This is a genomic window from Streptomyces olivaceoviridis, assembly GCF_014650115.1.
Taxonomy (GTDB): Bacteria; Actinomycetota; Actinomycetes; order Streptomycetales; family Streptomycetaceae; genus Streptomyces; species Streptomyces olivaceoviridis.
In genome coordinates this window covers 22,706-48,221 of sequence record NZ_BMUI01000012.1, presented here as the reverse complement: position 1 = coordinate 48,221, position 25,516 = coordinate 22,706, and the positions used below count along the sequence as shown (strand labels likewise).

General features: G+C 70.0%; 29 protein-coding genes and 5 pseudogenes. 26 read left to right on the top strand and 8 right to left on the bottom strand.

From position 1 onward, the window contains the following. The first annotated feature begins 193 nt into the window (after positions 1-193). Both IE273_RS22775 and IE273_RS22770 read left to right on the top strand, forming a co-directional pair. A complete protein-coding gene (locus IE273_RS22775; RefSeq protein WP_229887369.1) occupies positions 194-868 on the top strand; it encodes an NUDIX hydrolase in 675 nt (224 codons plus the stop codon). Continuing rightward, on the top strand, positions 762-1,754 hold the full coding sequence (locus tag IE273_RS22770) for a helix-turn-helix domain-containing protein (RefSeq protein ID WP_189817014.1): 993 nt from the start codon (positions 762-764) through the stop codon (positions 1,752-1,754). The genes IE273_RS22775 and IE273_RS22770 overlap by 107 nt, the downstream gene beginning before the upstream one ends. Positions 1,755-1,761: 7 nt before the next feature. On the opposite strand, the gene IE273_RS44720 is transcribed toward IE273_RS22770, so the two are convergent. Beyond that, entirely contained in the window at positions 1,762-1,890 is a 129-nt protein-coding gene (locus IE273_RS44720) for a hypothetical protein (protein WP_268257513.1), read from the bottom strand. Between the two features lie 108 nt (positions 1,891-1,998). Between IE273_RS44720 and IE273_RS22765 the strand changes: the two are divergent. The 8 genes and pseudogenes from IE273_RS22765 to IE273_RS22730 all read left to right on the top strand — a co-directional run. After that, a pseudogene (locus IE273_RS22765) lies at positions 1,999-2,290 on the top strand (DnaB-like helicase C-terminal domain-containing protein); the annotation flags it as partial. A 322-nt stretch (positions 2,291-2,612) separates the two neighbouring features. Next, on the top strand, positions 2,613-3,446 hold the full coding sequence (locus IE273_RS22760) for a PIG-L family deacetylase (protein WP_189817012.1): 834 nt from the start codon (positions 2,613-2,615) through the stop codon (positions 3,444-3,446). 288 nt (positions 3,447-3,734) lie between these two features. Next, positions 3,735-4,025, top strand: a complete 291-nt coding sequence (locus IE273_RS22755; RefSeq protein ID WP_229887366.1) for a hypothetical protein — start codon at positions 3,735-3,737, stop codon at positions 4,023-4,025. A gap of 882 nt (positions 4,026-4,907) precedes the next feature. Continuing rightward, positions 4,908-5,333 (top strand): ATP-binding protein, encoded by a 426-nt coding sequence (locus IE273_RS22750; protein ID WP_189817011.1) that lies wholly within the window; start codon positions 4,908-4,910, stop codon positions 5,331-5,333. Positions 5,334-6,105: 772 nt separating this feature from the next. Further along, positions 6,106-6,504 carry a hypothetical protein gene (locus tag IE273_RS22745; protein WP_189817010.1) on the top strand — a complete coding sequence of 133 codons (399 nt, stop codon included), beginning with the start codon at positions 6,106-6,108 and terminating at the stop codon, positions 6,502-6,504. Between the two features lie 4 nt (positions 6,505-6,508). Beyond that, positions 6,509-7,052: pseudogene (locus IE273_RS22740) on the top strand (IS5 family transposase); the annotation flags it as partial. A 168-nt stretch (positions 7,053-7,220) separates the two neighbouring features. Beyond that, positions 7,221-7,373 (top strand): annotated as a pseudogene (locus IE273_RS22735) (GTP cyclohydrolase I); the annotation flags it as partial. A 171-nt stretch (positions 7,374-7,544) separates the two neighbouring features. Then, positions 7,545-7,772, top strand: coding sequence for a hypothetical protein (locus tag IE273_RS22730; protein ID WP_229887364.1), 228 nt, complete (start codon positions 7,545-7,547; stop codon positions 7,770-7,772). A gap of 63 nt (positions 7,773-7,835) precedes the next feature. On the opposite strand, the gene IE273_RS22725 is transcribed toward IE273_RS22730, so the two are convergent. Next, positions 7,836-8,150 (bottom strand): DUF6233 domain-containing protein, encoded by a 315-nt coding sequence (locus tag IE273_RS22725; RefSeq protein ID WP_229887362.1) that lies wholly within the window; start codon positions 8,148-8,150, stop codon positions 7,836-7,838. A 151-nt stretch (positions 8,151-8,301) separates the two neighbouring features. Between IE273_RS22725 and IE273_RS22720 the strand changes: the two genes are divergently transcribed. From IE273_RS22720 to IE273_RS22695, 7 genes are all read left to right on the top strand, one after another. Beyond that, positions 8,302-9,321, top strand: coding sequence for a DNA polymerase Y family protein (locus IE273_RS22720; RefSeq protein WP_229887425.1), 1,020 nt, complete (start codon positions 8,302-8,304; stop codon positions 9,319-9,321). 414 nt (positions 9,322-9,735) lie between these two features. Next, positions 9,736-9,888, top strand: a complete 153-nt coding sequence (locus tag IE273_RS43650; RefSeq protein WP_229887360.1) for a hypothetical protein — start codon at positions 9,736-9,738, stop codon at positions 9,886-9,888. Then, positions 9,888-10,145 (top strand): hypothetical protein, encoded by a 258-nt coding sequence (locus IE273_RS43645; protein ID WP_229887358.1) that lies wholly within the window; start codon positions 9,888-9,890, stop codon positions 10,143-10,145. The genes IE273_RS43650 and IE273_RS43645 overlap by 1 nt, the downstream gene beginning before the upstream one ends. A 58-nt stretch (positions 10,146-10,203) precedes the next feature. Beyond that, a complete protein-coding gene (locus tag IE273_RS22710) occupies positions 10,204-10,530 on the top strand; it encodes a PadR family transcriptional regulator (protein ID WP_189817009.1) in 327 nt (108 codons plus the stop codon). Beyond that, positions 10,527-10,883 (top strand): DUF1048 domain-containing protein, encoded by a 357-nt coding sequence (locus IE273_RS22705; protein ID WP_189817008.1) that lies wholly within the window; start codon positions 10,527-10,529, stop codon positions 10,881-10,883. Before IE273_RS22710 ends, IE273_RS22705 begins: the two co-directional genes overlap by 4 nt. A 1-nt stretch (position 10,884) precedes the next feature. Beyond that, entirely contained in the window at positions 10,885-11,211 is a 327-nt protein-coding gene (locus IE273_RS22700; protein ID WP_189817007.1) for a DUF1048 domain-containing protein, read from the top strand. Positions 11,212-11,271: 60 nt separating this feature from the next. Beyond that, positions 11,272-11,457 (top strand): hypothetical protein, encoded by a 186-nt coding sequence (locus IE273_RS22695; RefSeq protein ID WP_189817006.1) that lies wholly within the window; start codon positions 11,272-11,274, stop codon positions 11,455-11,457. 145 nt (positions 11,458-11,602) lie between these two features. Here the strand turns inward: IE273_RS22695 and IE273_RS22690 are convergent, their stop codons facing one another. Beyond that, entirely contained in the window at positions 11,603-12,454 is an 852-nt protein-coding gene (locus IE273_RS22690) for a hypothetical protein (RefSeq protein ID WP_189817005.1), read from the bottom strand. A gap of 218 nt (positions 12,455-12,672) precedes the next feature. Here IE273_RS22690 and IE273_RS22685 point away from each other — a divergent pair, with 218 nt between their 5' ends. Beyond that, on the top strand, positions 12,673-13,200 hold the full coding sequence (locus tag IE273_RS22685) for a hypothetical protein (protein ID WP_229887356.1): 528 nt from the start codon (positions 12,673-12,675) through the stop codon (positions 13,198-13,200). 356 nt (positions 13,201-13,556) lie between these two features. Here IE273_RS22685 and IE273_RS22680 read toward each other — a convergent pair whose 3' ends face one another. Then, the gene (locus tag IE273_RS22680) at positions 13,557-14,105 is read right to left on the bottom strand and encodes a DUF4142 domain-containing protein (protein ID WP_229887354.1); all 549 of its coding nucleotides are present in this window, start codon (positions 14,103-14,105) and stop codon (positions 13,557-13,559) included. A gap of 742 nt (positions 14,106-14,847) precedes the next feature. On the opposite strand from IE273_RS22680, the gene IE273_RS22675 reads away from it, so the two are divergent. From IE273_RS22675 to IE273_RS22655, 5 genes and pseudogenes are all read left to right on the top strand, one after another. Next, on the top strand, positions 14,848-16,017 hold the full coding sequence (locus IE273_RS22675) for a sensor histidine kinase (protein ID WP_189817004.1): 1,170 nt from the start codon (positions 14,848-14,850) through the stop codon (positions 16,015-16,017). Further along, positions 16,014-16,673 carry a response regulator gene (locus IE273_RS22670; RefSeq protein ID WP_189817003.1) on the top strand — a complete coding sequence of 220 codons (660 nt, stop codon included), beginning with the start codon at positions 16,014-16,016 and terminating at the stop codon, positions 16,671-16,673. The genes IE273_RS22675 and IE273_RS22670 overlap by 4 nt, the downstream gene beginning before the upstream one ends. A 113-nt stretch (positions 16,674-16,786) precedes the next feature. Next, positions 16,787-17,424, top strand: a pseudogene (locus IE273_RS22665) (GPP34 family phosphoprotein). Between the two features lie 15 nt (positions 17,425-17,439). Then, positions 17,440-19,002 (top strand): carboxylesterase/lipase family protein, encoded by a 1,563-nt coding sequence (locus IE273_RS22660; RefSeq protein WP_189817002.1) that lies wholly within the window; start codon positions 17,440-17,442, stop codon positions 19,000-19,002. A 91-nt stretch (positions 19,003-19,093) separates the two neighbouring features. Beyond that, positions 19,094-19,759 carry a hypothetical protein gene (locus IE273_RS22655; protein WP_189817001.1) on the top strand — a complete coding sequence of 222 codons (666 nt, stop codon included), beginning with the start codon at positions 19,094-19,096 and terminating at the stop codon, positions 19,757-19,759. 120 nt (positions 19,760-19,879) lie between these two features. On the opposite strand, the gene IE273_RS22650 is transcribed toward IE273_RS22655, so the two are convergent. From IE273_RS22650 to IE273_RS22640, 3 genes are all read right to left on the bottom strand, one after another. Then, a complete protein-coding gene (locus tag IE273_RS22650) occupies positions 19,880-20,425 on the bottom strand; it encodes a hypothetical protein (RefSeq protein ID WP_189817000.1) in 546 nt (181 codons plus the stop codon). 465 nt (positions 20,426-20,890) lie between these two features. After that, on the bottom strand, positions 20,891-21,781 hold the full coding sequence (locus IE273_RS22645; protein WP_373309385.1) for an SDR family oxidoreductase: 891 nt from the start codon (positions 21,779-21,781) through the stop codon (positions 20,891-20,893). Beyond that, on the bottom strand, positions 21,781-22,617 hold the full coding sequence (locus IE273_RS22640) for a DUF1990 domain-containing protein (RefSeq protein ID WP_229887352.1): 837 nt from the start codon (positions 22,615-22,617) through the stop codon (positions 21,781-21,783). The genes IE273_RS22645 and IE273_RS22640 overlap by 1 nt, the downstream gene beginning before the upstream one ends. Before the next feature lie 139 nt (positions 22,618-22,756). Here IE273_RS22640 and IE273_RS22635 point away from each other — a divergent pair, with 139 nt between their 5' ends. The 3 genes and pseudogenes from IE273_RS22635 to IE273_RS22625 form a co-directional block, all read left to right on the top strand. Further along, positions 22,757-22,939 (top strand): hypothetical protein, encoded by a 183-nt coding sequence (locus IE273_RS22635; protein ID WP_229887351.1) that lies wholly within the window; start codon positions 22,757-22,759, stop codon positions 22,937-22,939. Beyond that, positions 22,936-23,667 (top strand): DUF1990 family protein, encoded by a 732-nt coding sequence (locus tag IE273_RS22630; RefSeq protein WP_189816998.1) that lies wholly within the window; start codon positions 22,936-22,938, stop codon positions 23,665-23,667. Before IE273_RS22635 ends, IE273_RS22630 begins: the two co-directional genes overlap by 4 nt. A 363-nt stretch (positions 23,668-24,030) precedes the next feature. After that, positions 24,031-24,335, top strand: a pseudogene (locus IE273_RS22625) (non-reducing end alpha-L-arabinofuranosidase family hydrolase); the annotation flags it as partial. A gap of 49 nt (positions 24,336-24,384) precedes the next feature. Here the strand turns inward: IE273_RS22625 and IE273_RS22620 are convergent. Next, complete coding sequence (locus IE273_RS22620; protein WP_189816997.1) at positions 24,385-25,398, bottom strand: LacI family DNA-binding transcriptional regulator; 1,014 nt, start codon at positions 25,396-25,398, stop codon at positions 24,385-24,387. Positions 25,399-25,516 lie beyond the last annotated feature (118 nt).

Genomic DNA, 25,516 nt, shown 5'->3' with positions numbered 1-25,516 from the left:
ACTGCGCCGGCCTTCTCCAGGGCCCTCGGTCTCGCTGGAGAAGACCCGCAGCCGGATGGCAGACAGCTCCCGGCCCACGACCATGCCGGCCGGCGTGTCTGCTCGCTGACCGGGGCGGAGGACTGGTTACTCACTTTCAGGTGAACGCTTCTGCGGAGCCGGGGCGAGGTGGGCGACGCCCGGCGGCTCGCTGGTGGACGGGGAAAACCACGCCACGGCGACGCTCCGCGAGCTGAGCGAAGAACTCGGTATCGACGAGGAGGCGGTCGAACTGGGAGCGCAGCTCGCGGAGCGCGACAAGGACCACCTCGTCGGCGGCCGTCACGTCCGCCAGGTCGAGAAGTACGTCCTCACCCGCGTCTCCGCGACCAATGTCGACCCGGACCGGGCATTCGCGGCCCGACAACATCCGCGAACACCGCTGGTGGACCCTCGCCGAACTGCGCACCACGGCCGAGACGGTCTACCCGCTCGGTCTTGCCGACCTGCTCACCGGCGTTCTCGCGCACGGTGCCCCCCTGCACCCCGTCGTCCTGGCCGGGGTAGAGCGGACTCAGCTCCTGGCGCGCGGGCCCGGACGAAGCTCAGACGTGGTCACCCCGTCCTCACCTCCCAGATCGCCAAACGTTCGAACCTGGCGGCGCCGGACGGCGCTGCTCACAGAGTCTTACCGGTGATCTCACTGATTCACGCGATGCCACGACCCCGTTCGCGCTGGCACCATGTGTGCCGCGAAAGCATGGTGAAAGACGGGGGTTTCCATGTCGCCGGACCCATCAACCACTCTCCACACCACGGACTCGGTGCCGGCCCACCGCCGACGGCTGTACTGGCGAGAGGCGCTGTCCCAGACCTTCGGAGCGGTTGACATCAGCGTTCCTGAAGAGGTGTATTCCGGCACGGTCCGTACGTCACCGCTGGGCCGCATCCGGGGTGTCACTGTGGAGGGCGACCCTATGCAGACCCTCCGCACCCGACGCCTCATCGCTGGGAGCACCAACGACAACCACGTCGTCGTGATGCTGCTCAGCAGGGGGAACGCCCGGGTCGAGCAGGACGAGCGCGACGTGCACGTGCGGTCAGGGGCTCTCTTCGTTTATGACAGGGCGCGCCCCCTACGACTGACCTTCCCCGAACCGTTCCAGACGAAGTCCCTCGTCCTGCCACGGCACGTCCTGGATCTGGGGGAGTCCGACCTGCACCAGATCACGGCCGCGCCGCTCGGTCGCGAGTCGGCACTCGGCACGTTGCTGACGCCGTTGCTGTCCCGGCTCGTGGAGACCGCCGCGACGTACCCGCAGCGGACGGGCGAGTCGATCGCCCGCAACGTCGTGGACATGGTGCAGACCCTGGCCGAGGAGCGACTCGGCAGACCCCCCACGGACACCCCAACCGCCGCTCGGATGTTGCTGCTGCGCATCCGGGCGTACATCGACCAGCACCTGTCGGACCGGGACCTGACACCGGACACCATCGCCCGCGCCCACCACATCTCCGTCCGCTATCTGCACAAACTGTTCGAGCTGGAAGACATCACCGTCAGCCGGTGGATACAGAAGCGCAGACTGGAACACTGCCGACGCGACCTGGCCCGCCGGTCAGCGGAGCTCACGATCGGCGCAGTGGCCCACCGCTGGGGGTTCACGAGCGCCTCGCACTTCAGCCGGGTGTTCCGCGCCGCCTACGGCGTCTCCCCTGCCGATTGGCGGAACTCCATCGTGCTCGGAGCCACCGCTTCCACGATGCCTTGGTAGTGCTTCGTCACGTCCCGATGGTGACCGGTGCCGCCTGCTGGAGACGGGGACCGCGGACGAGACGCACCAGGATCACCGACAGCACCGCGGTCAGGAGGGGCGGGAGCAGGGCATGGCGGACCTGAGGACGGGCCACGGAATCACCGAGCGGAATGCGCCCCAGCCACAGAATTCACCCTCCCGCAGACGGCCACTGTCGCGCGCTGCCCTACGTCATCACGCCCGGGCCAGGCCGATGACGCAAGAGATGCGGATTCCGGTCATCGCCACCTCCACCCTCAACCGGGCCGCAGACCAGCGCGCCGCGCGCCGATACAAGACCCATGCTCAACGACCTACGAGACTCCGGCGTGCTCGTCGAGGACAACGCGGACGTCGTCATCCCCATCCACCGTGACGACGTCCACGAGAAAGACCTCCCCCTCGCCAGCGAAGCCGACCTGATCGTGGCGAGGCACCGCGATGGCCCCACCGCCACCATCGCCGTCGCCGCCCAGGGCCACTACTCCCAATTCGCCGACAGGACGCAGACGTGACGCCGCCTTCGTAGGGTCTCAAATTCGGCGCGGGAATATCACGGCTGGTGCCGGATGGATGTCGGATCCGTAGTGGCGCTGAGACCTGCGGGTCGTGCCTGTACGTTGTTCGCGTTGAACGCCGACGTCTGGAAGGCTGAGCGGCCGAGTCGGGAACAGCCGGTCCGGCCGGCACGGTTGCATCGATCGAGGAACCGGCGCCGCACCGGCGGGGAACACGGAGACCACATGGCCGTCCACCCCACCGGGATGCGGGCGCCGCGATCGTGGTACGCCGACCGCACACTCAGACCAAGACGTATTTCTCCAGGAGGATCGCTACATGACTGACCGGCCCTTGACGCTCATGGCAGTGCACGCCCACCCCGACGACGAGGCGACCGGAACCGGAGGGATCCTCGCGCGGTACGCGGCGGAAGGCATCCGCACGGTTCTCGTCACGTGTACCGACGGCCGTTGCGGTGACGGACCCGGAGGTGTCAAGCCGGGCGATCCCGGGCACGATCCGGCGGCGGTCGCCTTGATGCGCCGTCAGGAACTCGCAGCGAGCTGTGCCGTCTTGAAGGTCAGCGATCTGGAGACGTTGGATTATGCCGACTCCGGGATGATGGGCTGGCCGAGCAACGACGCCCCCGGATCCTTCTGGCAGACCCCCGTGCAGGAAGGCGCGGCCCGGCTCGCGGAACTCATGCGGCACTATCGACCTGATGTGGTCGTCACCTACGACGAGAACGGCTTCTACGGCCACCCCGACCACATCCAGGCTCATCGCATCACGATGGCGGCGCTGGAGATGACCACGCTGGCACCGAAGGTGTACTGGACCACGATGCCTCGTTCGATGATGCAGCGGTTCGGTGAGGTCATGCGCGAGTTTCATCCGGACATGCCGGAGCCGGATCCTGCCGAGGCCGCCGCGATGGCCCAGATCGGCCTCCCCGACGATGAGATCACCACGTGGGTGGACACGACCGGGTTCAGCGGTCAGAAGTTTGACGCGTTGGCCGCGCACGCCAGTCAGGGCGACAACATCTTCTTCCTCAAGATGGGAAAGGAGAGGTTCGGCGAATTGATGGGCATGGAGACCTTCGTACGTGTCCAGGACACCACCGGCGCGGCCATACCCGAGAACGACCTCTTCGCCGGACTGCGCTGATCCGCGCCCGTCCGACCGGACGGGAACGGGCATCGACCGCACGGTGCGCATCCGGCGTGCCCGGCGGGCGAAGACCGCTGCGGAGGTCGACCGGGAGCAGGCCCGCCGCGATGCGGCAGGTGCGGTCAGATGGTCGACGATGGCCGCGCAGGTCGGTGAAGGCGGCCGGCGGCCAGAGGCCGGCCGCTTCGTCGGTCAGCAGCAGGCATGAATGACTCGATGGCCCGCCCCGCACACTGCTATGGGCCTCGTTTCGGCAGGACATCAACCACCAGGGGGAAAGCGCAGATGGACATGGGTTCGGTGCTCGGTGGCATAGGCCGGGTGGCGGTTGGGGTGGGCCGGTTGTTGTGGGAGGTGGTGACCGCGCCGACGACGGGCACAGAGGATGACGCCCGGTACGAGATCGGCAGGCTCGCCGACAAGATCGAAGACGAGGTACCGGAGGAACTGCGGGACCGGGCATGGGGTCTGGTCCTCAAGGCGCTGTACGAGGTCCCCCGCGAGATAGAGGAGTTGGTGGAGGAACACCGGGGCTTCGACGGCGAGGAGGCTGAGGAGCCGCCGGCCAAGCAGTGATGCCGGACTCCGAAGGCGCCTGTCATCTCCGCAAGGAGCGGCAGGTCCTTCGGGTATACCGGGGAACGGCACCCCAGCCCGTCTCACACCGCGAGGAACTCAATCGACGACCGAGGTAGCTGAGCTGGAGTTCCGCCCCGCCCTGGCCCGTACTTCCTACGGATTCCTCAAGAATCCCTCGCAGTCGAAGAACCGTTCCCCGGGACGCCGGTGGATGCCTTCTGTGTCGTAGAACCGGTCGCCGGGGCGACAGAGGTTGCCGTCATGGTCGTAGAAGCGCTCGGTAGTCCACTACACGCAACCGCCTTTGGCTCGGCGCGGCATCCCGCCCCACTGTAGATACGGTCCAACGGCCAGGGGAGGGGTAATCGGTCGTCTTCGCCTCCAGTGGCCGAGCCCTCAGGGTCTTCGCGTGGCTCGTCCACGGTGCTTCGGGATCGCCAGGCGCTCACCGCCTCTCCCAGCCGGTTCTGTCAAACGGTCAGGGAGCGGGGGTGACGGTGACCAGTGCGTTGGGGCAATCGGCGGCGATGGAGCGCATGGCAGCCTCCTCATGCCGGGTCCACGCTCATTGAAACTTCCCAGGAGCGGTGTCCCTGGGGGAGTGCAAGGCGCAAGACCCACGCCATGCGCTCCTGGCGACGGCCGCGGCGCCGCCGAAGTCATCCTCTGCCAAGCCGAACTGCTCCACCCCGCCGTCCTCGCGATCCCGGTGCGACAGCCAGGGCATCCGCGGGGCAAGGCGCCGTGTAGCGATCTGATATGGGTTGCGCCGGACTTTCGGGGCACCAGTGGTGGGTGACTGGTTGCGCTTCGAAAGTGAGGCGATCTGTGCCCCGTACTGCCCGAAACCAGGGCCAGGGCCCGCCTGCCGATCATCAAATGGCAGTCTCCGTCGCGTTCGAGGGCAGCGTCGGGATCGCCGAAGCTCGCAGTGTGGCTCGCGACTTCCTCACCTCGTTGCAGGCGGTACATGGTCTACCGGTGTCCGATCGTGCGATGGGGACGGTCCAGCTTGTGGTGAGCGAGCTGGTGACCAACGCCCGCAAATACGCCCCCGGCCCCTGTCTGCTGGACCTGGAGGTCAGTGAGGGTGCCGTCCAGGTGAGCGTGTGGGACAGCAGTACGACGCTGCCGTCGGTGAGCCCAGCCGACCCGGACCGGATCGGTCAGCACGGCCTTGAAATCGTGATGGCGGCCTCCCAGACCTTCTGTGTTCACCGGGAGCCCATGGGCAAGCGCATCACCGCGACCGTCCAACTCGCCGACGAGCCGGGCGGTGACGTCACCGGCCGCCGGCTCATGTGACGTCAAGCCCTGTGCCGGGCCTTCCTGGTCAGGGGTCCCGTGCGCGCGGTCGCCAAGGCGGTGTGCGCCGCCGGGAGCGGATACCCCAGCCGCGCGGCGACGTTCTGAGCGCTCCCGGTCGGCGGGATCGAGGCGGCCACCGTCGTCCTACAGAGCCTGTCCATCATCGCCCGGCCCCTGTGGCGTCGCGCCCAGGCCGCCGCCGAAAGCGGCCCCGCCGCCACCTTCAGCTGACCTGTCCGCCCGGCGCTGGGGAAGGGCCATGAAGCCCACACCGCCCGGCAGGCCCACCACGCCTACACCGCTGCACGCCTCCCACAAGAGGAAGCCCAGCTCAGCGTCACCCAACTCTTCAATCTCATCGCCACCAACTGGACCTGGATCACGACCAGCAGTGCCCCACCGCGTGGGCCTGGGAGTAGCACACCCGGCCCGTCGCACATCGTGCCGGCCGCACCCCTACCCCTGCTGTGAACACCGTGTTCCTCCACGACGACCTCCACCGCATCGCCACCATCAGAGGCACCGACCTCACACTGGTCTTCACACTCCTGCCCACCGCCCGCCGTCCGCAGCATCCGACAACCGGTCGACCGCAGAACCGCACTCCGTACCCACAAGCCCCCGCGCTGCCTGCCGTCACGCATGACGACACTCCACAGGGTGCGTGTGATCGTGCTGGGTCGTGTCTGACAAATGATCACGATGGGGTTGACCACGTCGTCTGAAGAAAGAATGCCATTCGTCCAGGCCAACGATCTACGCTGGCTCGATGGGGAACGATCGACGTGTCCGCCACCTCGTGGTCGGCGAGGCTGTCTGGTGTTGGACTGTCCGGCAGCGAGTGAAACCGGACTACGCTGACTGCCGGCTGACGCTTTCACTCTTCCCAGAGGTCATGGCGCAGGGCGTTCGACGTCGATTGACCTTGGTCTTTGCCCCGGGCCCGGACAGAATCGTTTCGAACTCGCACTTCGAGGCGGGCACGGTCGTGCGCCTCCCGGACCGCGCCTGGCTCAACCTCTACGAGCCCCGAACGGTTCGGCGCCTGCTCGACGCCGCGGCGCCTGCTCTGGACACCCGGCCATCGGTGCAGAACCTCCAAGTGAACGGCTGGCCCTACTTCGCTGAAGTCGTGGACTGCCTCAATGCAGCGAAGTCTCATACTTGATCTTGTGGCTGGTCGTGGTGAGTTGACGGATGCGGCGTGGGAGCGGATAGCTCCGCTCTTGCCGGCGCTGGATGGTCGAGGGCGGCCGTGGCGGGACCATCGGCAGGTGATCGACGGGGTGCTGTGGCGCTTGCGGACCGGAGCTCCGTGGCGGGACCTGCCGACGCGCTATGGGCCGTGGCAGACGGTCTACGAGCGGTTCGCCCGGTGGGAAGCCGACGGCACGTGGGCCCGGTTGCTGGAGCACGTTCAGGTCCGTGACGATGCGGTCGGCCGCCTGGAGTGGACAGTCTCGGTGGACTCCACCATCAACCGGGTTCACCAGCACGCCGCTGGAGCCGGGCAAAGGGGACTCGGACGGGGACAATCTGGAAGATCCGCAACGCTCGGCGGCGCGGCAGGCCCTCGGCCGGTCCGGCGGCGGACTGACCACAAAGATCCACTCGGCAGCGGACGGCCGTGGCCTGCCCCTGTCGTTCGTCGTGACCGCCGGGAACGTGAACGACTCCCAGATCCTCGCAGTTGGTCTGGGGCCGCCGCGAGAGCCCCTGGACCAGCGGGGCTGGTGCCCGGTTCTTGGCAGGTCTGGCGCTAGGTGTTGGCGTAGGCCCAGGCGTTGTCGGTCAGGACGCGTCCGATGGTGATTCCCCGGGCGGCGAACCAGGCGGCCAGACAGGTCGCCGACGGCTCCAGACCCGCCCGCAACCAAGGGCGTCGGCGTGGCCACGGACGCCGAATACGCCTGCATGACCCTGCGCGGCGTGCAGGCTACGACCCCCAGCACCCTGACCCCGACCCTGCTCGGCGTGCTGTGCTCCGACGCTCGCTCCCGCAATGAGTTCTTCCTCCTGACCGGAGCCACCGCGTGACCCGGTGTTGTCGGCCGTCGGGTTTCGGGGCGGGGCCGGCCCGGTGGAAGGCCAGGTCATGTGGCTGGTGTGACGGGGTGGCCGCTGTGGCCAGTGCGGCTCGGAGTGGCGAGGGTGGCGTCCGGGCGCCGGCCTGGGAGGGTCCGTTGAGCGACAGGACGGGAGACAGACATGACCTCCGTACTGCGTCACCACTGCAGGTCGGTTCCCCGCTTCGTGCTCCAACACGAGAAGTCCGGCAAGTGGATCCCGCTCAGGGCGACGGCCAAGGTCAAGAAGGGCAGCTCGTACGCCTTGATCGCCAAGCTCAACACCAAGGGTGCCGAGCATCTGCGGATCGTGGGCGTGAGCGGGTCCGAGAAGGTCTACTCGCCCACCGTGGCGGCCAAGGTGAAGTGAGTCCCCACACCGGCAGACACTCGACCGCCTCGCATCCCAGGTGGATGCGAGGCTCTCTTCAAGTCATTCTGATAGCCCTTGTAAGCCGACGATGCCGGGAGCGGTGTCGGGGCGGCAGTGGCTGCGCGCACTGGTGCCGTCGGTCAGCAGCCGGCGGGCCTCTTCCGGGCTGACGGGCCGGTGTCGTTTGCCCGCCATGTAGCAGATGCCCGGGTGGGCCCGCACGGGCGGCCGGTCGGTCCCGACACCGAGTTCGACGATCCAGTCCGGCGGTGCCGGCCTCGCGCGTCGGCCGTGCTCCGGCTCGGCCTGCAGCGGCACCAGCGGCACCAGCGGCACCAACTGCGCGATCTTGCGGTCGATGCGCGCAGGCCGCATCGCATGCCACACCCGCAGAGTGAGCAGCCGGCTCCAGGTCCGGCTGCGCGCCGTCGAACAACACTCTTCGGTTTCACCTCCATGATCGTCTCCGTTGCAGTCGCGTGTTCGATTTTTTGTTCGATAACGTGAGGGGTGGGAGGTGAGCACCGTGAACGACGCCGAGAAGCCGGTTGCGACTGTGCGGGCGACGGTGATGCATGTGCGCTGTCCGGACCGGCTGCCGGAGGAGGTCTACCGGCGGGTGCTGGAGCTGCTGGCCGGCCTGTCCCCGGTGGTGCAGGCGCTGCCGCCGTCCGCGGCCCTGGTCGAGGTGAAAGGTGCCCTGCGCTACCACGGGACCGACGTGGTTCATCTGGGCGAGATCCTGCGTGTGCGGACCATCTCGCACCTCGGGGTCGACGTCCGGGTCGGCATAGGACCCACGATCACTGTCGCGGCCACCGCCTCCGCCCAGGTCACCGGTCCCGGCGGTGTCCTCGCCATCGCCCCGGACCAGGTCACCGACTGGCTCGCCCCGCTGCCCGTAGGCGATCTGCACGGGATCGGCCCGCGCCAGGCCGCCGTGCTCCGTGACTACGGCATCCACACGGTCGGACTGCTCGCCGCCGTTTCCCCGGCCACCGTGCAGCGTCTGCTGGGCAAGAAGGCCGGCCGGCTCGCCGCCGACCGCGCCCGCGGCATCGACCCCCGCCCCGTCGTGTCCCGGAACCTGCCGGCCTCCGTCGCCGTACGCCACCGCTTCACGAGCCACACCCTGGACGGCGCCGTCGTCCGGGCCGCCCTGCTCGATCTCGTCGTCCAGCTCGGCCTCCAGCTCCGCCGCCGCGGCCAGGCCGCCCGCGCGATCACCCTGACCCTGCGCTTCGCGGGCGGGACGGCCGTGGAGAAGACCCGCCGCCTGTCCGAGCCCTCCGCCCACGAGGACGACCTGCGCACACTCGCCTACCAGCTGATGGACGCCGCCGGCCTGCAACGCGCCCGCCTGACCGGGATCGGTTTGAGGGCCGAGGGCCTCATCGACGCCGATCAGGTCGCCGAGCAGATCAGCCTCGACGGCGCCCGGGAGTCCCGGCTCGTCGCCGAGCAGGCCATGGACCGGATCCGGAAGAAGTTCGGGCCCGGATCCATCGGGCCGGCCACCGTCGTGCCCCTGCGCCGAGCCTCATGACAGCACTCCCGGTGAGCGGGACGCGAGGGCGCGAGCGCCTGAGGTGTCGCACCGAACGTGTCGTCTGTTGAACGCCCGATTGTGACTGAGCGCGGTACCTGGCCCGGATGGACAACTCCGATGCCCAGAATCGGCCCGACTGCGACTGCGACTGCGACTGCGACTGCAAGCAGGCCCGCCCTCTCGTGTCGAGCAGTGCAACCCGTGCCTCGACCGTGGGTCCACTCCGGTGTGAAGGGATCAGCACAGAGCGCCGGCCAGCCGAAGACCGGCGGTCCCTCGCCGGCACCCGCCGCGGCATGAACGGCGCCTTCCACCTCGACTCCGCCTGGCACCACGGCTGGGAAGCGGTCGCGTCTCTGGTCGCCACCACCAAGGCGACCATCCGGTGACCGGCCGCACCCGTACCCGCCTGTGGACCGGGTGCGGGTCTCGCGCGGCATTGCCCAGCCCGCCCTCCAGCAGGTTCAGGGCGACCTGAATGCCGATGACGTTGACGCCCGCGAGTTTGCCGCGATCCTGCGCGCGCTCCAGGAGGGCATCGACGTTCCCGGTGGCCTTTCCTGATGCTCGCGCAGGTGGTCGGCGTCGCGGCGGGTCGGGCGGAGCGGATCGAGCCGGACCGCGACGGCGACGCCTCCTGCTACCTGCACGAGGCCGCCGCCCTGATCACCGGCAACGCCGGGCAGCGCCTGAACTGGTCCGCTCGATCCCTCGATCCGCCGGCGACCGGGTTGCAGCGTTCGACGGAATCCGGTCCCGCGCCGAACGAGTCGGCCTGGAATTGCGTCCACCGGAGACGTTGCCGTTCCGCTACTCGGTGATACCGTATAGCAGTACTCGGTGCCACGTAGTACCGAACAGGGCTGAGGAGCACCCGCGATGGACGACCTGACGGAGATGTTGAAGGGCACGCTCGAAGGGTGCGTGCTCCAAATCATCGGCAACGAGGAAACCTACGGGTACGCCATCACCCGCCGGCTGAACGAGCTCGGCTTCGCCGACGTCATCGAGGGGACGGTGTACACCATCTTGCTGCGGCTGGAGAGGAATGGGCTCGTCCAAGTGACGAAACGGCCATCCGGGGTCGGTCCGCCGCGCAAGTTCTACGCGCTCAACGACGCCGGACGCGAGGAACTCGCGAAGTTCTGGGCGAAGTGGCAGTACCTCTCATCGCGCATCAACAGGCTCAAGGAAGGCGGGAGATGAACTTCTGGGAGAAGGTCACAGGCAGCGATCTCACCAGGGAATGGAAGGCGTTCGAAGCCCGGGTCGAGACCCTGCCCGACGACTACCGGGCGGCGTGGGAACAGATCGTCGCCCACCTCTTCCCCTATGGGGACTTCACCGGCCGCAACTTGATGCCGATCCTCGACTCCGCCCTGGGACTGCTCGAAGTGTCGGCAGCGGACGGGCAGAGCATCCGCGAGGTGCTCGGCGACGACATCCAAGGATTCTGCAGGGCGCTGGCCGGCGGAGCAGAGGCCCGGACTTATCGGGACCGGTGGCGCGAGCAGTTGAACAGGAACGTCACGAGAAAATTGAGCCGGCTGGGAGGCTGACGTGAGCATCCAAGACATCATCGAAGGCAAGAAACAGTGGCGGGCGCACCTGGCCCGGGTCAAGGCACTCCCGCCGGACTACCAGATCGTCTACAAGGAGATGCAGAAGTACCTGTTCAAGGTCGGACCGGTCAGCCTGTCCGACGGACCCCTCCTCCCTGGAATCGTCGACTTCTTCGAGGAGGGCGCCGCCGAGGGCAAGGGAGTTCTGGCACTCATCGGTACCGACGTCGCCGCGTTCTGCGACGACCTGATCAAGGACTCAACCACCTACGCGGATGCCTACCAGGATTCCATCAGCGGGAAATCCGACGCGGCCAGGAAGTGACAGCCGCCCGACCGGTTCGCGACGCTGCCGGTGCGGGTGGCTGCTCGCCACCGTGGCCTGGTGCAGCGCACCCACCAGTGCCTCGACATCAGCTTTGAGCTGGGCGATCTCCTGGGCGTCTGCCTTGAGCTCCTTGAGCCGCCGGACCTGATGGCGCAGACTCCGCTCGCTGTCCGGCGTCCCTCCCCGGGCCCGGATCTGCTCGCAGAACTGCGCCTTCAGGTCGGTGCCGTACTTGATCGCTGAGGCCAGAGCTCAAAATCCGAGCAGATCTCTCAAGGTTTGGGTGGGACCTGCGGTGCATCGGGCACATTTGCCGCCAGATCGGTAGCCTGTGTGCCATCTTGCGCTGAGCCCGTTCGCCAAGGAGACGGACGTAAACGGATAGTGGCTACCGCAGCAGCCTGGCCAACTCGTCGGCCCCGTCCATGAGCACGCCGAACGCACTCAACCATTGACGACGATCGTGGATGAGCCGGTGCTCCCGCTCATAGCCGCCGTAGAGGGCGGCGATCCGGTGCGCCGTCTCGTCCGTGGTAGCCGGTTCGATCGAACTGGAGCGGGCAGTCCATCTCGTCACATCCGTCTCAATACGGCGCACGATGTTCGCCGATCGCAGTTCCACCCACACTTTCCGCAGTTCGGCTGCGCGAACAGGCGTGAGCCATGCTTGGTCGGCCTCGGACATCTGGAAGCGCAGCCCCTGGTCGAGTTGCTCCCAGTGAGCCTGGAGATCCTCGATCCAGGGAGACGCGTGCAGGCCAACGGCTTGGGACGTCATGCTGGCAAGCGCCTGCTGGTAGTTCGCTTCGAGGGGCCGGACCTGATCGACCCATGCCGTGATCGCTTCCCGGACCTCCTCCAACGGACGTCTGTGAGCCCCCTCGATGCGCGGAACCGCCCGCAGCGCTGTGACGGCATGGTCCAAGTCGGTCTTCTGGGTGCGTAGGGACGCCAGGTCGCTCGCGGAGAACGGCCGGAGAAGGACCTGCTGGAAGGCATCGATATCGCGTCGAGCGCGGCGGCGGACCTGCTGTTTCTGCAACGCCTCCGCCTGCGCGTTGCTCAAGTATCCGAGGAGTAACAGGGCGGTCGGGATACCGAACATCACGCTCGTCAAGCTGGAGATCAAGTTGGTGAGGAAGCTCTGGTGCTCCCACCACCGGTGATGGTCTCCGTATATGCCAACGGCTATGCCGGACAAGCCCAGTGGTACGCAGATGTAGACGACGACACGGATCACCTTCGGCCTGGAGGCCCACCCACGTCGCGCTTGTACCAACCATTCGCTTGCCAACGCCCCACCCCCATGTCCCCTCGATGGGCAGACAGTAGCGGTATGTGCTGGGGCCTGCGGGCACAACCCATACGAACCCTGCGAGCCTGGTCGACTCCGACATCGAGGATTGCTCGCATGTCACGCCGGACGTCGCACCCCACCCGTTCGATCGGCTCCCCGATATGGCCGTGGTGGTGACGGCCGGTGCCGGGTGTACCGAGGCGTGGCATGTGGGGCAGGACGCCTACGACCAGCTGCGCGGCCTGCTCGACCCGGCGTACATCGGTACGGAGCGGGTGCCTCGGGAGTGGGCCGAGGGCTGCTATCCGCCCCGGACCGGGGTTGGGGGCTGGCCGCAGACCCGGCGGGCGCCCGGCGGGGACGCGGCGATGCTGCGCCAGGACCAGCGGTTCGTCGCCGAGGACGGCACCCCGGTACGCACCGATCCGGCGCCGGACGTGGCGCACGACGACATACGCCGGCACCGCGCGCCGCGGCGGGAGGACGACCGGCTGGCGGCCGGTGGTTTCCTGGGGCTCGGCGGAGCGCCGGGCGCCGCGCGCGAGGGCGGTGCGGTCGAGGGCATGTGGTGGGCGGCCGGCGGGCTCGCCGTCGGAGTCCTCGGGACGCTGCTGATCCGCAACGCGGCGGCCAGGCGTGGTGCCGGGCCGCCGCGGGACGAGCCCCGTCAGGAGCTGATCGATCTCTGAGGGGATCCGGGGGCGGCACCTGTGGCACCCACAGATGCCTGGCCTGCTGCTCGATGCTCTGGCGTGGGCCGCATCCCGGTTCGCCCACTTCGGCAACCGTTCGAGACCGTCAGGAGTGCGATGGCCAGCAGCCCCGGCTGCACCGATCAGCCCGGGTCCGCAACGCCCGGCACGCCCGGCACGGCACCTCGGTCGCTGCTGGCCACCGCCCAGCACTCACCCGCACCGCGTCGGGGTCCGCACCTGGTGTGCCGCGCCCCGGCCAGTCAGCCGGCCGCCGCCGCGCTCAACTCGCGCCAGTTCATGCGCATGACGGCCGGCTGGTGGTGTTCCACGGTGCCTACTGCTGCGAGTGGCTACTGCGTTTGGCTGGTCATGCCGGAGTGACCGGTCATGTGGCAGGTGCCGCCGCTGACCATGTCCAGGTGCATCGCCACGACCGGACGGGCGTTGCGTGCGGCGGCCACGACCTGGCTGTTCTTCCCGGCCTTGATCTCCTGGTCGATCAAAGCGAGCGCCTGGCGGTGTCCGGCATCCTGAGCTTTGAGCCATGCCGTGTCGTAAGCCGACGTTCCGGCTTTCGCCTGCACGGCGGCCAGTTGCTTCTTCTGCTCCGCGGACGGGGAGCCAGGCAGCCGCACCTTCAGCTTGTCGGCCAGCGTCTTCACATCCGCGTCCAGCTTGGTGTGGTCGCGTACCAGTACGGCACCGACCTGCTTCACGCACGTGCTGCCGGCGTGCCGCCCGGCGTCCTGACCCGCCGCGATCTCGGCGAGGTTGCCCTGGTGCACCTGTATGAGGAACGTTTCGTCCTGGCCAGCGGGCCGTTGGGCGAATGCCTGGGGTGCGGCCGTACCGCACAGCGCTACCGCCGCCACCGCGGCGGCCACCGGTCGTTTGCGCATGGGTCTCGCTCCCTTCGCGCCGGCTCGGCACATGTGCGCCGCACCGGCGATCGGAACGGGGCGCGCGATGGAGCGCCCCCATGAATCTGTACCGGGGTGCCACCCGCCCGTACCAGGATGAGCCCGCGATTCACCCGAGTGGCCCATGCGGACAGCCCCGGGGTGTGCACACGCGTAGGCTGGATGGACCGGTTGGGCCGAGGAGCCACACACCGCCGGTGCCGCGGCCGGGCATGGTGATCGACTGGCACGTCGAGTGCTGACGGCGGCCGTCCTGGACTTCGCCCGGACCGTCCTGCGGTCGAACTGGCCGGCGTGTCTACCGGGAAGCGGGGTTGCCAGTGGTGCCCGACGGCACGAGCCGGTATAGGCGAGTGGACGCGGTGATCCGCACACCGCTGCCGGACCACCTCGTCGAGCTCCACTCCCGCCCCAACCGACGCCCGGGCCGTCACTCTTGACCGGGCCGATTCCGGCGCTCCGGGTGCTGAACCGAGTGACCGGAGCCTCGCGCAGGGCGACCGGGAACGCCGGCAGGTCGCCAAACCGGGCCAGAGCCGCATCCGCCCCGGCACCCGCCCGCCCGTCCATCTCCGGAGCTGTCTCTGCCCCACGGAAGGTCGATGGGGGTGCCGGACCTTGTGACGCGCCGGGCAACAGGGCTGCGGGCCCCGGCATCCGCGAGACGTCCGCGTTGAAGGGGAGGCGCTGGTATCGCCGCGCCGCTGGATAGGGTCGGCATGTGGACGCCAGCACACGTCAGCAGAACGACGCGTTCGCCGGGGAGACACGGGGTGAGCTGTCGCCCCGGACGGCCCGGGCGCTGTGGTGCGGGTCGGCAGGCCTGGTGATCGCGGCCCTGGGAATCCCGGCGGCCGTCGCCGGTGCGGAGGACGGCCGCCGACTGATCGTGGCCACGGCCCTGGTTCTCGTACAGACCGGTGCCCTGAGGTGGCAGACACGCGCCCCGGTCCCCGTACTGGTCGCGAACACGGCGACGGGGATCGCGGTGTGGGCGCTGCTGCCAGCGGTGACCTTGACGGGGGCGCTGCTCGCGGCGCAGGTCACGTTGTGCGTGCTGTCGGCCACCAGACCACGGCGGGTGTCGTTGTGGGCGCTCGCGGCGATGTGTCTGCCGGTCCCGTTGGCGTTCCGGGCGGGCGGCAGTGCGGGCCCGGCGGTCTATGTGCTGGCGGTGGTCCTGGCGTGGACCCTGGGGCAGTGGCGCAGGACGCAGCAGGAGCGGATGGGGGCGGAGATGCGCCGGGCCGTGGTGGAGGAGCGTGCGCGGATCGCGCGCGACGTGCACGACGTGGTGGCGCACACCTTGTCGGTGATGGTCATTCAGGCGGGTGCCGCGGACGATGTGTTCACCGAGCGGCCGGACCAGGCCCGTCAGGCGCTGCGGGACATCGAGGTGGCCGCCCGCTCCGCGCTGGGCGAACTGCGCCTGACACTGCGCGCGTTCGGGCCCGAGGCGGGCGGGGACGCGACGGGGGAGCCGCGGACGCCGGGGCCCTCACTGACGCGTCTGGACGAGCTCGCCGACACGGTGCGCGCGACGGGGATGACCGTACACGTGCACCACGAGGGGGCCGCTGACGGCCTGCCCGCCGCGGTGGACCTGACGGCGTACCGGATCATCCAGGAGGCCCTGACCAACACGCTGCGCCACGCGGTCGGTGCCGATGAGGTCAGCGTGCGCGTGCTGGACGAAGGACCCTGCTTGGAGATCACGGTGGTCGACAACGGGCGTACGGCGCAGGGACTTTCGGCGGGGACCGGAGCGGGACGCGGACTGGTGGGGATGAAGGAACGCGCACGGCTCGTGGGAGGTAGCCTGCGCGCCGGCCCACGGCCCGCAGGCGGGTTCGAAGTGGCGGTGCGGCTGCCGGTGGAGCGCGCCTCATGACACTGCGGGTGGTGGTGGCCGACGACCAGGCCCTGGTCCGTACCGGATTCCGCATGATCATCGACGCCCGTGAGGACCTGGAGGTGGTCGGTGAGGCGTCGGACGGCCGGGAGGCGGTGCGGCTGACGCGCGAACTGGCGCCCGACGTGGTGCTGATGGACGTACGCATGCCCGTCCTGGACGGCATCCAGGCGACCCGGCGGATCGCGGCGAGCGGAAGCCGGGCCCGGGTCCTCGTGCTGACCACCTGGGATGTGGACGCGCACGTGGTTGCCGCTCTGCGGGCAGGAGCGAGCGGCTTCCTGCTGAAGGACATCCGTCCGGGCGAACTCGTCGACGCCATCCGCGTCACAGCGCGGGGCGACGCGCTGCTGGCACCGAGCGTCCTCAGCCGTGTCCTCGACCGGTTCCTGCGCACGACCCCCGACCCGGCGCCGCCGCCGTCCCTGAAGGACCTCTCCGCCCGCGAACGGGAGGTGCTCACCCTGATCGGGCAGGCGCTGTCGAACGCGGAGATCGCCGAGCGGCTGCGCCTGTCGGAGGCCACCGTCAAGAACCACGTCACCGCGGTGCTGCGCAAGCTGAACCTGCGCGATCGCGTCCAGGCCGTCGTCGCCGCCTACGACCACGGCCTCGTACGGCCGCGACACCCCTGACAGCCGCCTCCTCCCCAGGGAGGAGACCCGGGCCGCGCTCCTCCCGCTTTCCCAGTGCCGGCCCCCTCCCGCGGCCGATGTGCGGCCGGAGGTGCCGGACCTAGCGTCGAGGTGTGATCGACGACCTGCCCTGCACCCTGTATCCGCCGGCCCACGACGAGGCAGCCGAAGCTCCCTACGACCGTTCCCGCGCGGCTCTGCTGGTCCGTGCCGCAGCCCTGCTCGACCTCGCGATGCGCGGCCGGCTGGAGGAGCATGGCGGCACGGTCACCGTCTCCGGTGCGGGACCGGCCGGCAACCCCGTCCTGGACCGCGTTCTGCGCGACGCGGCCGACGGCCACAGCTGGAAGCACCTCGTGCGCCGCCACCGCACACACACCCTGACGGACGCGGAGGACCGGCCCATCGCGGCGGGACTCCTCACCGCGAAGGCGCCCCGTACCCGCTTCGGCACACGTCGGCCGAGCGTGACGGACCGCGCCGTGCCGGCCGCGCTCCGCGCCCGCCTGTCCGCGGTCCGGCACGGGGACGTGCGGTGCGGGACGTCCCCGCCGCGGACGCCGCGCTGCCGGCGCCGGCAGCGGCGGGTGGGGTCCGTTCCGTGGTGTCCCGGCGGGACCAGAAGACCTTCCGGGCCCGCATCGACACCTGCACCGGGTCTCTCGCCACCCTCGCGCCGGGCCTGGAGAAGGCGGTACGCGCCTTTCCGACGACCATCATCGCCGCGCAGGGCGGCATGGGCGGCAGCTGACCGAACGGGGAGACGATGACCACGCACCGCGTCCTGACCACTCTGGGCTGCGCCCTGACCGCCGTCCTCACGACGGCCTGGTCGGCTGCGCCACCGGCGCGGCCCGCCCCGCCCGCCGCCACGGTGGTCCGCACCCACCACGGCCTGGTGCGGGGTGTCCACCGCGACGGCTACCGCACCTTCGCGGGCATCCCCTACGCGGCGCCGCCGGTCGGCAGCCTGCGCTGGGCGCCGCCTTCCCCCGCGGCCACCTGGTCCGGGACACGGGACGCGACCCGCCCCGCGAGCGCCTGCCCGCAACCGGCCGGCGAGGTGCCCACCGGCAGCACCGACGAGGACTGTCTCCACCTGAACGTCACGACGCCCGACGGCGCCGGAACGGCACACCCCCGGCCGGTCATCGTGTGGCTGCACGGCGGCGGGTTCACCACCGGAGCGGGCAGCTCGTACGACGCCCATCGCATGGCCGTCCGCGGTGACGTGGTGATCGTCACCGTCAACTACCGCCTCGGCGCCCTCGGTTTCCTCGCGCACAGCGGGCTGCCCGGCTCCGGCACGTTCGGCCTGGCCGACCAGCAGGCCGCGCTGCGCTGGGTGCGCGCCGAGATCGGCGCCTTCGGCGGCGACGCGCACAACGTGACCCTGGCCGGCGAGTCGGCGGGCGGCTACAGCGTCTGCGCCCAGCTGACCTCACCCGCCGCGGCCGGGCTGTTCGACCGGGCGATCATCGAGAGCGGCCCCTGCACAGGGAGTCCCGAGCGACCGTTCGCCCCGTCGTCCGTCCCCTTGCCCGCGGCGCGCGCAGCGGGCGCGGACTTCGCGGCGAGAGTCGGCTGCGGTTCCGCAGGCGACGTCCTGACCTGCCTGAGGCACGTGGCGGTCTCCCGTCTGCTCGCCGCCCAGAGCGTGGACCAACAGCCCGCGAACGGAACGCCGTTGCTGCCCGACGACTCCGCGGCGGCGATCACCGACGGCCACTTCCACCACGTTCCCGTACTGATCGGCCACACCCATGACGAGGGCAACGGGTGGGCCGCCGGGATCATCCAGGCCGGTTATCCCGTCACCCCGGAGACCTGGCCCGACGTCGTGGCCTCCTTCTTCCCCGCACCGGGACAGGCGAGGGCGATCGTCCGCGCGTACCCGGTGCACCGCAGCGACGGCGGCCCGGTGTTCGGCGCGGTCATCGGCGACGCCGACTTCGCCTGCCCGACGGCGCGCACCGGCGACCTGCTCGCCGCCCAGGTTCCCGTGTGGCGCTACGAGTTCGCCGACGAACACGCCCCGCCGCTCACCCCGGGCACGCCGCCCTTCCCGCTCGGCGCACCGCACGCGAGCGAACTGCCGTACCTCTTCGATCTGGGCGGCCGTCCCCGCGGCCTGACCGCGGCGCAGCACCGGCTGGCCGACACCATGATCGACTACTGGACACGCTTCGCCCGCGGCGCCGACCCGAACGGCCCGTCATCACCGCACTGGCCCCGGCGGACGGTGCTCTCCTTGGCGCCGGACCACGTCGTCGCCACCCGCACGACGCGGTCCCGCCACCACTGCGGGTTCTGGAACGGCCTCGGGTGATCCCGGGAACGACCGTCGCAAGAGCCCGTCGAACCGCACGCCGTGGACGAACCGACGAGGAACCCACCACACGAACTCCAGGGGGACAGCCATGAACGAAACCGTCGCCAGGCGGCTGACAGGGCTGGCCGGCATCGCCGGCGCAGCCGCCTTCATCGTCGAAGTACCCCTGTACTTCCTCTACTCCGGCCCGCCACCGGACTCCAACGTCCTGGCCAGGCTCCTCGTCGGAATCCTCGCGCTGGCACTCCTGGTCGTGTTCGTCACGGCCTTCCGTGAGCTGGTCAAGAGGACGGATCCCGCGAGCGAGTGGATCGGCACCCTGGCCTTTGCCGCCGGACTGGTCTACGCGACGGTCACCCTGGTCTCCAGCGGACTGGAAGGCGGAGCGGTCATCGCCGCCGACCACCCGATCGACCCCACCATCACGGTCCACGCCACCTACCTCCTCTACGGGTCGATCGGCCGCCTCATGCTCGCGTTCTTCCTGACCGCCGTGGGATGCGCGGTCTCGCGTACGAAGGTGCTGCCGCGCTGGACCGGCCGCTCCGCCTTTGTGCTGGCGGGGATCAACCTGGCCTTCGTGCCGTCCGTGTTCTTCGGCCACACCCCCGCGCACTTCTACGCGGCGAACGGCTGGGGTACGACCGCCCTGATGGGCGCGCTGTTCAGCTACTGGCTGCTCGCCCTGGGTATCTCCGCCTACCGCAGCGCGGCAGGACGCACGCCCGCCGGCTCACCGGCTCCCCGGCGCTGAGCCCGCCGGCGCGGCGGAAGCCGGGGGAGCCGAGCGGGTTGGGCCGTGTGCACGTATGCGATGAGGGCGCTGCTGCTTCCTGAGCGGCTCAGCCTGGGCACCCCGCCCGGCAGTGGCGGGTCAGCCGGACGTCGTGGCCAGCGCTTCCTCGGCCTGGCGCAGACGCCACTCCTCGATGGTCTCCTGCTGCCGCCGGGCACGCTGGAGCAGCACCTCGATGCGTGCACGGTCCAGGCGCTCGTCGGTCGCGCTGAGCCGGCGCAGGGTCTGCCAGACGGCCGCCTTGCCCTCGACCGCCAGCCGCAGCGCTTCCAGATCCAGCACGGTGCCCAGTGGAGAGGGTCGTACCAGCCGGCCGTTGGGTTTCAGCCGTCCCATCTTCTCGCCGGCCCAGCCGGCACACACCTTGTAGTGGCGAACGGGAACACCGAGATCCCGCATGACGGCCAGCAGCGCTGTCCGGTCCTGGGCGATCTCTGCCGCGACGGGCCCGAGCGCGCGGCCGAGTGCGGAACCCCGGGAGGCGCGCGCCAGACGGGCGGCGCGTTCGGCGCCGAGGGTGTCGACGGCAAGGTGGTCATTGAGATAGATGCCGAGCAACTTCACGTCGGGGCCGTGTCCGGCGGGGTGGTGCCGGAGCGCACCGGAACGGGGAGGGGTGTTCATCTGCACACTCCTTCGGTCGCTGTGGATTCCCTGGTGCGGGCGGCGGATCGCCGCGAAGCCGGGCGTGCGCGTCGCCGGCCGTCGCCGGCTCACCGCACCCGCACAGGGACGCCCGCACCCGCACAGGGACGCCGCCGACGCTCCGGACGGGTGACGGACAACTCCGGGCGGTGCGGCACGCGATGCCGTACCCGGCGCTACGCCATCGTGAGTCGCCGCTTCCGGTCGGGCGCCTCCGTGTACGACCAGCGCTGACCAGCGCTCCCCCCACCTCGTCCTCGCGGTTCCTGCCGCCTCGCGTTTCCTCGGCACCGGTGCCGAGGGATCTGTTCCCGCTCTTCCAGCGTGGGGGTTTCCGGCCGATTCCGCGACGGGAACCCACGTCGCCCAGTGCGTTCCGCCCGGTGCGGTGCCGCCGCGCTGCGACAGAACGCTTCCGGTCCCGCTCGGTGCTGTGGGCAGGGATCAGCCCCGTCGGTCGCCGTCCGGTGTGGCCGCGGCGCGGTCGGCCCGTCCACCGGTGCCCAGCCTGTCCGTGGCACGCAGCGGCCGTCCGGCGTCCCAGCGGGGCAGATGGTGCCGGGCCAGCCGTAGTACCAGGGGCGGCAGGGCCCAGCGCAGGGGCTGGACGAGACGCAGCCACGCCGGGATGTAGACGGCGGTGCTGCGGCGCTCGACGGCGCGCGCCAGTCGGGCGGCGACCGCCTCTGCCGGACGGATGTCCCGGACGCCGGGCGGCATGTGCACGCGCAGTTCGCGCAGGGCGGCGAAGTCCTCGGCTTCGCGGATCATGTCGGTGTCCGCCCAGGCGGGATAGGCGACGCCCACCGCGATCCCCTCGTGCGCCACCTCGGCCCGGAGGGCGTGGGCGAAGGCTTCCACCCCCGCTTTGGAGGCACAGTAGGCACTCATCATCGGGGTGGCTCCGAGTGACGCGAGCGACGCGATCTGGAGGAAGTAGCCCGCTGTCGCCCTCAGATCGGGCAGGAACACCCGCGCCGTGTGGGCACTGCCTGTCACGTTCACGTCGATGACACGGCGCCATGAGGCGGGGTCCGACGTCGCGAAAGGGCCTCCCTCGGCGATTCCCGCGTTCGCCACGACCGCCGACGGCCGGCCGAGGTGTTCGCGGACCTCGCCCGCCGCATCGTCCAGGGCGGAGTTGTCGGTGACGTCCACTTCGACCGCCAGCGCCGGTGTGGGCAGGGTGGCCGCCAAGGCATCCAGCTCGGACCCCTCATGGCCGAGAAGTGCCAGGCGCGCCCCGCGCCGGGCCAGTTCGTGCGCCAGTGCCGCTCCCAGTCCGCGCGCGGCCCCGGTGATCACGACGGTCCGGTCCTGGAGCGGGCCGGCCATCACGTGCCGTCCCTGCGTCGGCGGTCCCGGCTCGCGCCCGGCTGACCGAACCGGTCCGCCGACGATGCCCCCTGAGTCGGCGCGCCGCCCGGAGAGTTCTTCCCGGCCGGGGAGAGCGGGCGCACGGGGATCCTGTCCGGCGATTCGAGCCGGCGGGTGGAGATGTGCACACCGTCGGCCGGTCGGCCCCCCGACATCGCGGCGGCGGCCAGGCAGAAGCGGACCCACATGTTGAGCTGGATCTCCTTCGCCAGGCGCAGGTGCGAGTACAGAAGGTGCACCAGGCGGCTGCCGGGGCACGCCCAGAGCTCGATCTCGAAGACCAGCAGGCCGTCCTCCTCTCGTGCGCGGAACTGCACCTGACCGGCCTCCATGTGACCGCGCAGGGTCACCAGGTGCAGACGGTCGACGTCACGATGGACGACCTTGACGGGTCCGTTCCAGGGTCCTGGCATCTCCACCAGCAGCTCGTCCCCGACGTCCAGGCCGTGGTCACGGAGCTCACCGGTGTGGATGTCGACCACCTCGGAGGGAACGAAGCGCTTGAAATCGCGGCAGACCCGTTCGATGAGCCGGTCCGGACCGACGTCGGCATCGGCGATGCGCACGCGGAAGAGGCGGTGGAAGAGGGGGCCGTAGCCGTCCTGCGCCCGTTGCACCCGGCTGTCGGCCGCTGCGGGCGGCAGCCGCGGTGGGAGGTCCGTCTCGTCACCGCGGCACTCGCCGCCTCGGTGCAAAGGCGTCGTCTCCCACAGATAGCGCCACGAGACCAGCCCTGTGCCCAGAAGCCACCGCGCGAGCACGGCCAGCGTTCGAGGACAGCGTGGAGGCATCATCTCCGCCCCTTAGACTCCGTATGAAACATCATCAACAGGTGTATACCCTGACAAAAGGTGCACTCTTCCGAAAAGATAGTGACACAAGCAAGCGACCCCGGAGGTTCCCATGGTGGTCCGGCTCCTGCACCGCGCAGGTGTGCGGAGTACTCATCTGCACCTGGTCTCGCTCGCCTCCGTCGGCCTGTGCGTGACGTTGTGGGTGCGCGCGAAGACCGTCGACCAGGAGCAACGGGGGAACGCCGAGCGGCGCGCGCTCTTCGTGGGTCTGTGGCCGCCGACCCTGTGGCTGATCGGCGACTCGCTCGAAGGTTCCCAGTGAGTTCCCTGGGCAAGTGGGCCTTCGGACGCCTCGACGCCGTACAGGCGTGGCGGGACCTCGCGGACGCGCGCGTCAACTACTCGGTCGACGAGGTACGCCGGCCGTCCTGGAACATCGACGTTCACCGCACCGCGCTGCCGGCGGAGCGACCGGGCCCGCCGGAGCCGGCAGGCCCATGGGAACGGGCCTGCCGCCTGGTCCGCGACTACGAGTTCTCGCCGCCGGAGATCGTGCGCGCGCTCTACGACCCCGCCGCACCCTTGCTCGGCCGCGACATGCTGCTGGAGGCTCGGTTCCACGGCATGCACTTCTACTGCGGTGTGCGCGTCACCAGCGTGGTGGACGAGGTGCGCGACGGGACGGACCGCGTCTGGGGATGGGCCTACGAGACCCTGGAGGGTCACCTGGAACGCGGCCGGGCCACCTACGAGGTGGTGAAGCGGCAGGACACCGGCGAGGTGCTGTTCGTCGTCTCCTGCCATTCGCAGGGTGCCCCCACCCTGGACCGGATCACCTTCCTCGGGTGGCGCCTGTTCGGCCGCCGCACCCAGCTGCGGTTCTATCGCAGGTGTGCCGAACGGCTGCGCCTGTTCGTCGAGGCCGAGCTACGCGGCCAGGAGCCGCTGCCCGGCCGTACCCCGGCGGTCGGGCGTCTGGTGTGCGCGCCCTCCGACACGAGGATGCACCGCGTGGACGCGCTGGCGATCCACCGGGTCGCCCCCGCCTGAGGCGCGCGGGCGCGTCCGCGCGGGCGATGGTGTCCCCGCGGGCACTGGAGGAGCCGCCGGGGACGACGTCGCCCCCACGATCAGCCAAGGTTCACCATGGCGACCCGGCGAGTATGCGGGGGCGGCAGGAGGTCTGTCTCACGACGGCGACGCCCACAGCTGACCAGCAGCCTTCGTCCGTGTCCGCTCCAGGCACGCTTCCCTGACCTGGCTCGGGTTACTCCTTCCTACGCGACCGCCGGCACGATCCAGGCGCCCGTACCGGCATGCCCGATCGCCAGGAACGCCACCCACTCCCTCACGCACCAACCGCGCGAGCCCGCCAGTGCCCTGCGTCGGTTTCCAGGGCCACTTCGGCTCTCCTCCACCAACCCCGGCATCAGCGATGAGAACGGCTGGAGCGCGCCACGCAACTTCTACGCGTCCATGCCGCTTCTACGCCCTGGTCGAGGCGAGCAACGTCTGCAAGGTGCAGTGCAGCGACCAGTACCTGCTGCTCGTGGAGGCCATCGGCTCCGACGGGCGGCGTTGTTCCCGGTCCTGGACGTCCGGCAGCCTGGCCGGCACCTGGAGCCTGCCGACCGCGTCCGAGAGCAACCCACCCGAACGCGAGCGGTGACCACAACAGTCCGCCGTGGCGGCTCGGCCTGCTCACCCGGACCAACTCACTCGCTGACGGACGGGACCCCGGCTCCGACCGGAGCCCCGCCACAGCCGTCAGGCACTGGAGCGGACGACCAGGCGGGTCGGCAGGATCAGCGCAGTGGGGTCCTGTCCGTTGACGAGCGCGACCAGCATGCGCGCCATCTCCCGGCCCAGAGCCTCTATGGGCTGATGGACGGTGGTGAGCGGCGGATCGGCGATCCGGGCGACGGTCAGGTCGTCGAATCCGACCACGGCGACGTCGGCGGGGACCTGTCGGCCGGCCTTCCGCAGCGTGCGCAGTGCTCCCACCGCCATGTTGTCGCCGGCGGCGAACACCCCCTCCACATCAGGGTGGTTCACCAGCAGTGCGGCCATGGCGGCGGCTCCGCTGGGCTCGGTGAAGTCCCCCTCCTGCGGCGGGAACGGATCGAGGCCGGCGGCGAGCATGGCGTCCCGGTAGCCGCGGTACCGAGCGCGCCCGGCCTCGGTGTCCAGCCGCCCACAGATCGCGGCCACACGAGTCAGGCCGCGTGAGAGCAGGTGCTCGGTCGCCTTGCGCGCCCCGCCGACGTTGTCGACATCGACGTACCACCGGGGAGTCGTACCGACCGGACGTCCGCCGAACACGACGGGCATCTGCGCCTCCTCGGTCACCCGGGTCAGCGGATCGTCCTCGCGCAGCGCCATCAGCATGGCGCCGTCGGCGCCCCTGGAGCGAAGGAGTTCCGCAACCCGTTTGCGGCCGCGGTCGGAAGCGGCCAGACACAGCATCAGATGCAGGTCGGCCTCCTCAAGAGCGGCCGACGCCCCCACGATGACCTGGGCGAAGAAGGGATCGGCGAAGATCGACGGATCTTCTCCCGAGACGACCAGGGCGGCCGCCCCCGTCTGCCGGGTGGCCAGGGCGCGGGCGGTCGGGTTGGGGACGTAGCCGAGTTGCCGGACGGCCCGTTCGACGGCTTCGCGTTTGGCGCGGCTGACGTGCGGAGCGTTGTTGAGGGCTCGGGAGGCCACGGAGCGGGAGACACCGGCGCGTTCGGCCACCTCGTCGAGCGTCGGCTGCCGACGCGGCGCATCTTCTGCCATGAGCCGGGAGTCTGTCACAGGCAGGCGCGCTCGGGGACGGCCGGACTGGGAGCGCTTCCAGACAATCAATCATCGTGGACCTCACATTCTGGTGAAGGTCGAGTCCTGCGCGGACCAT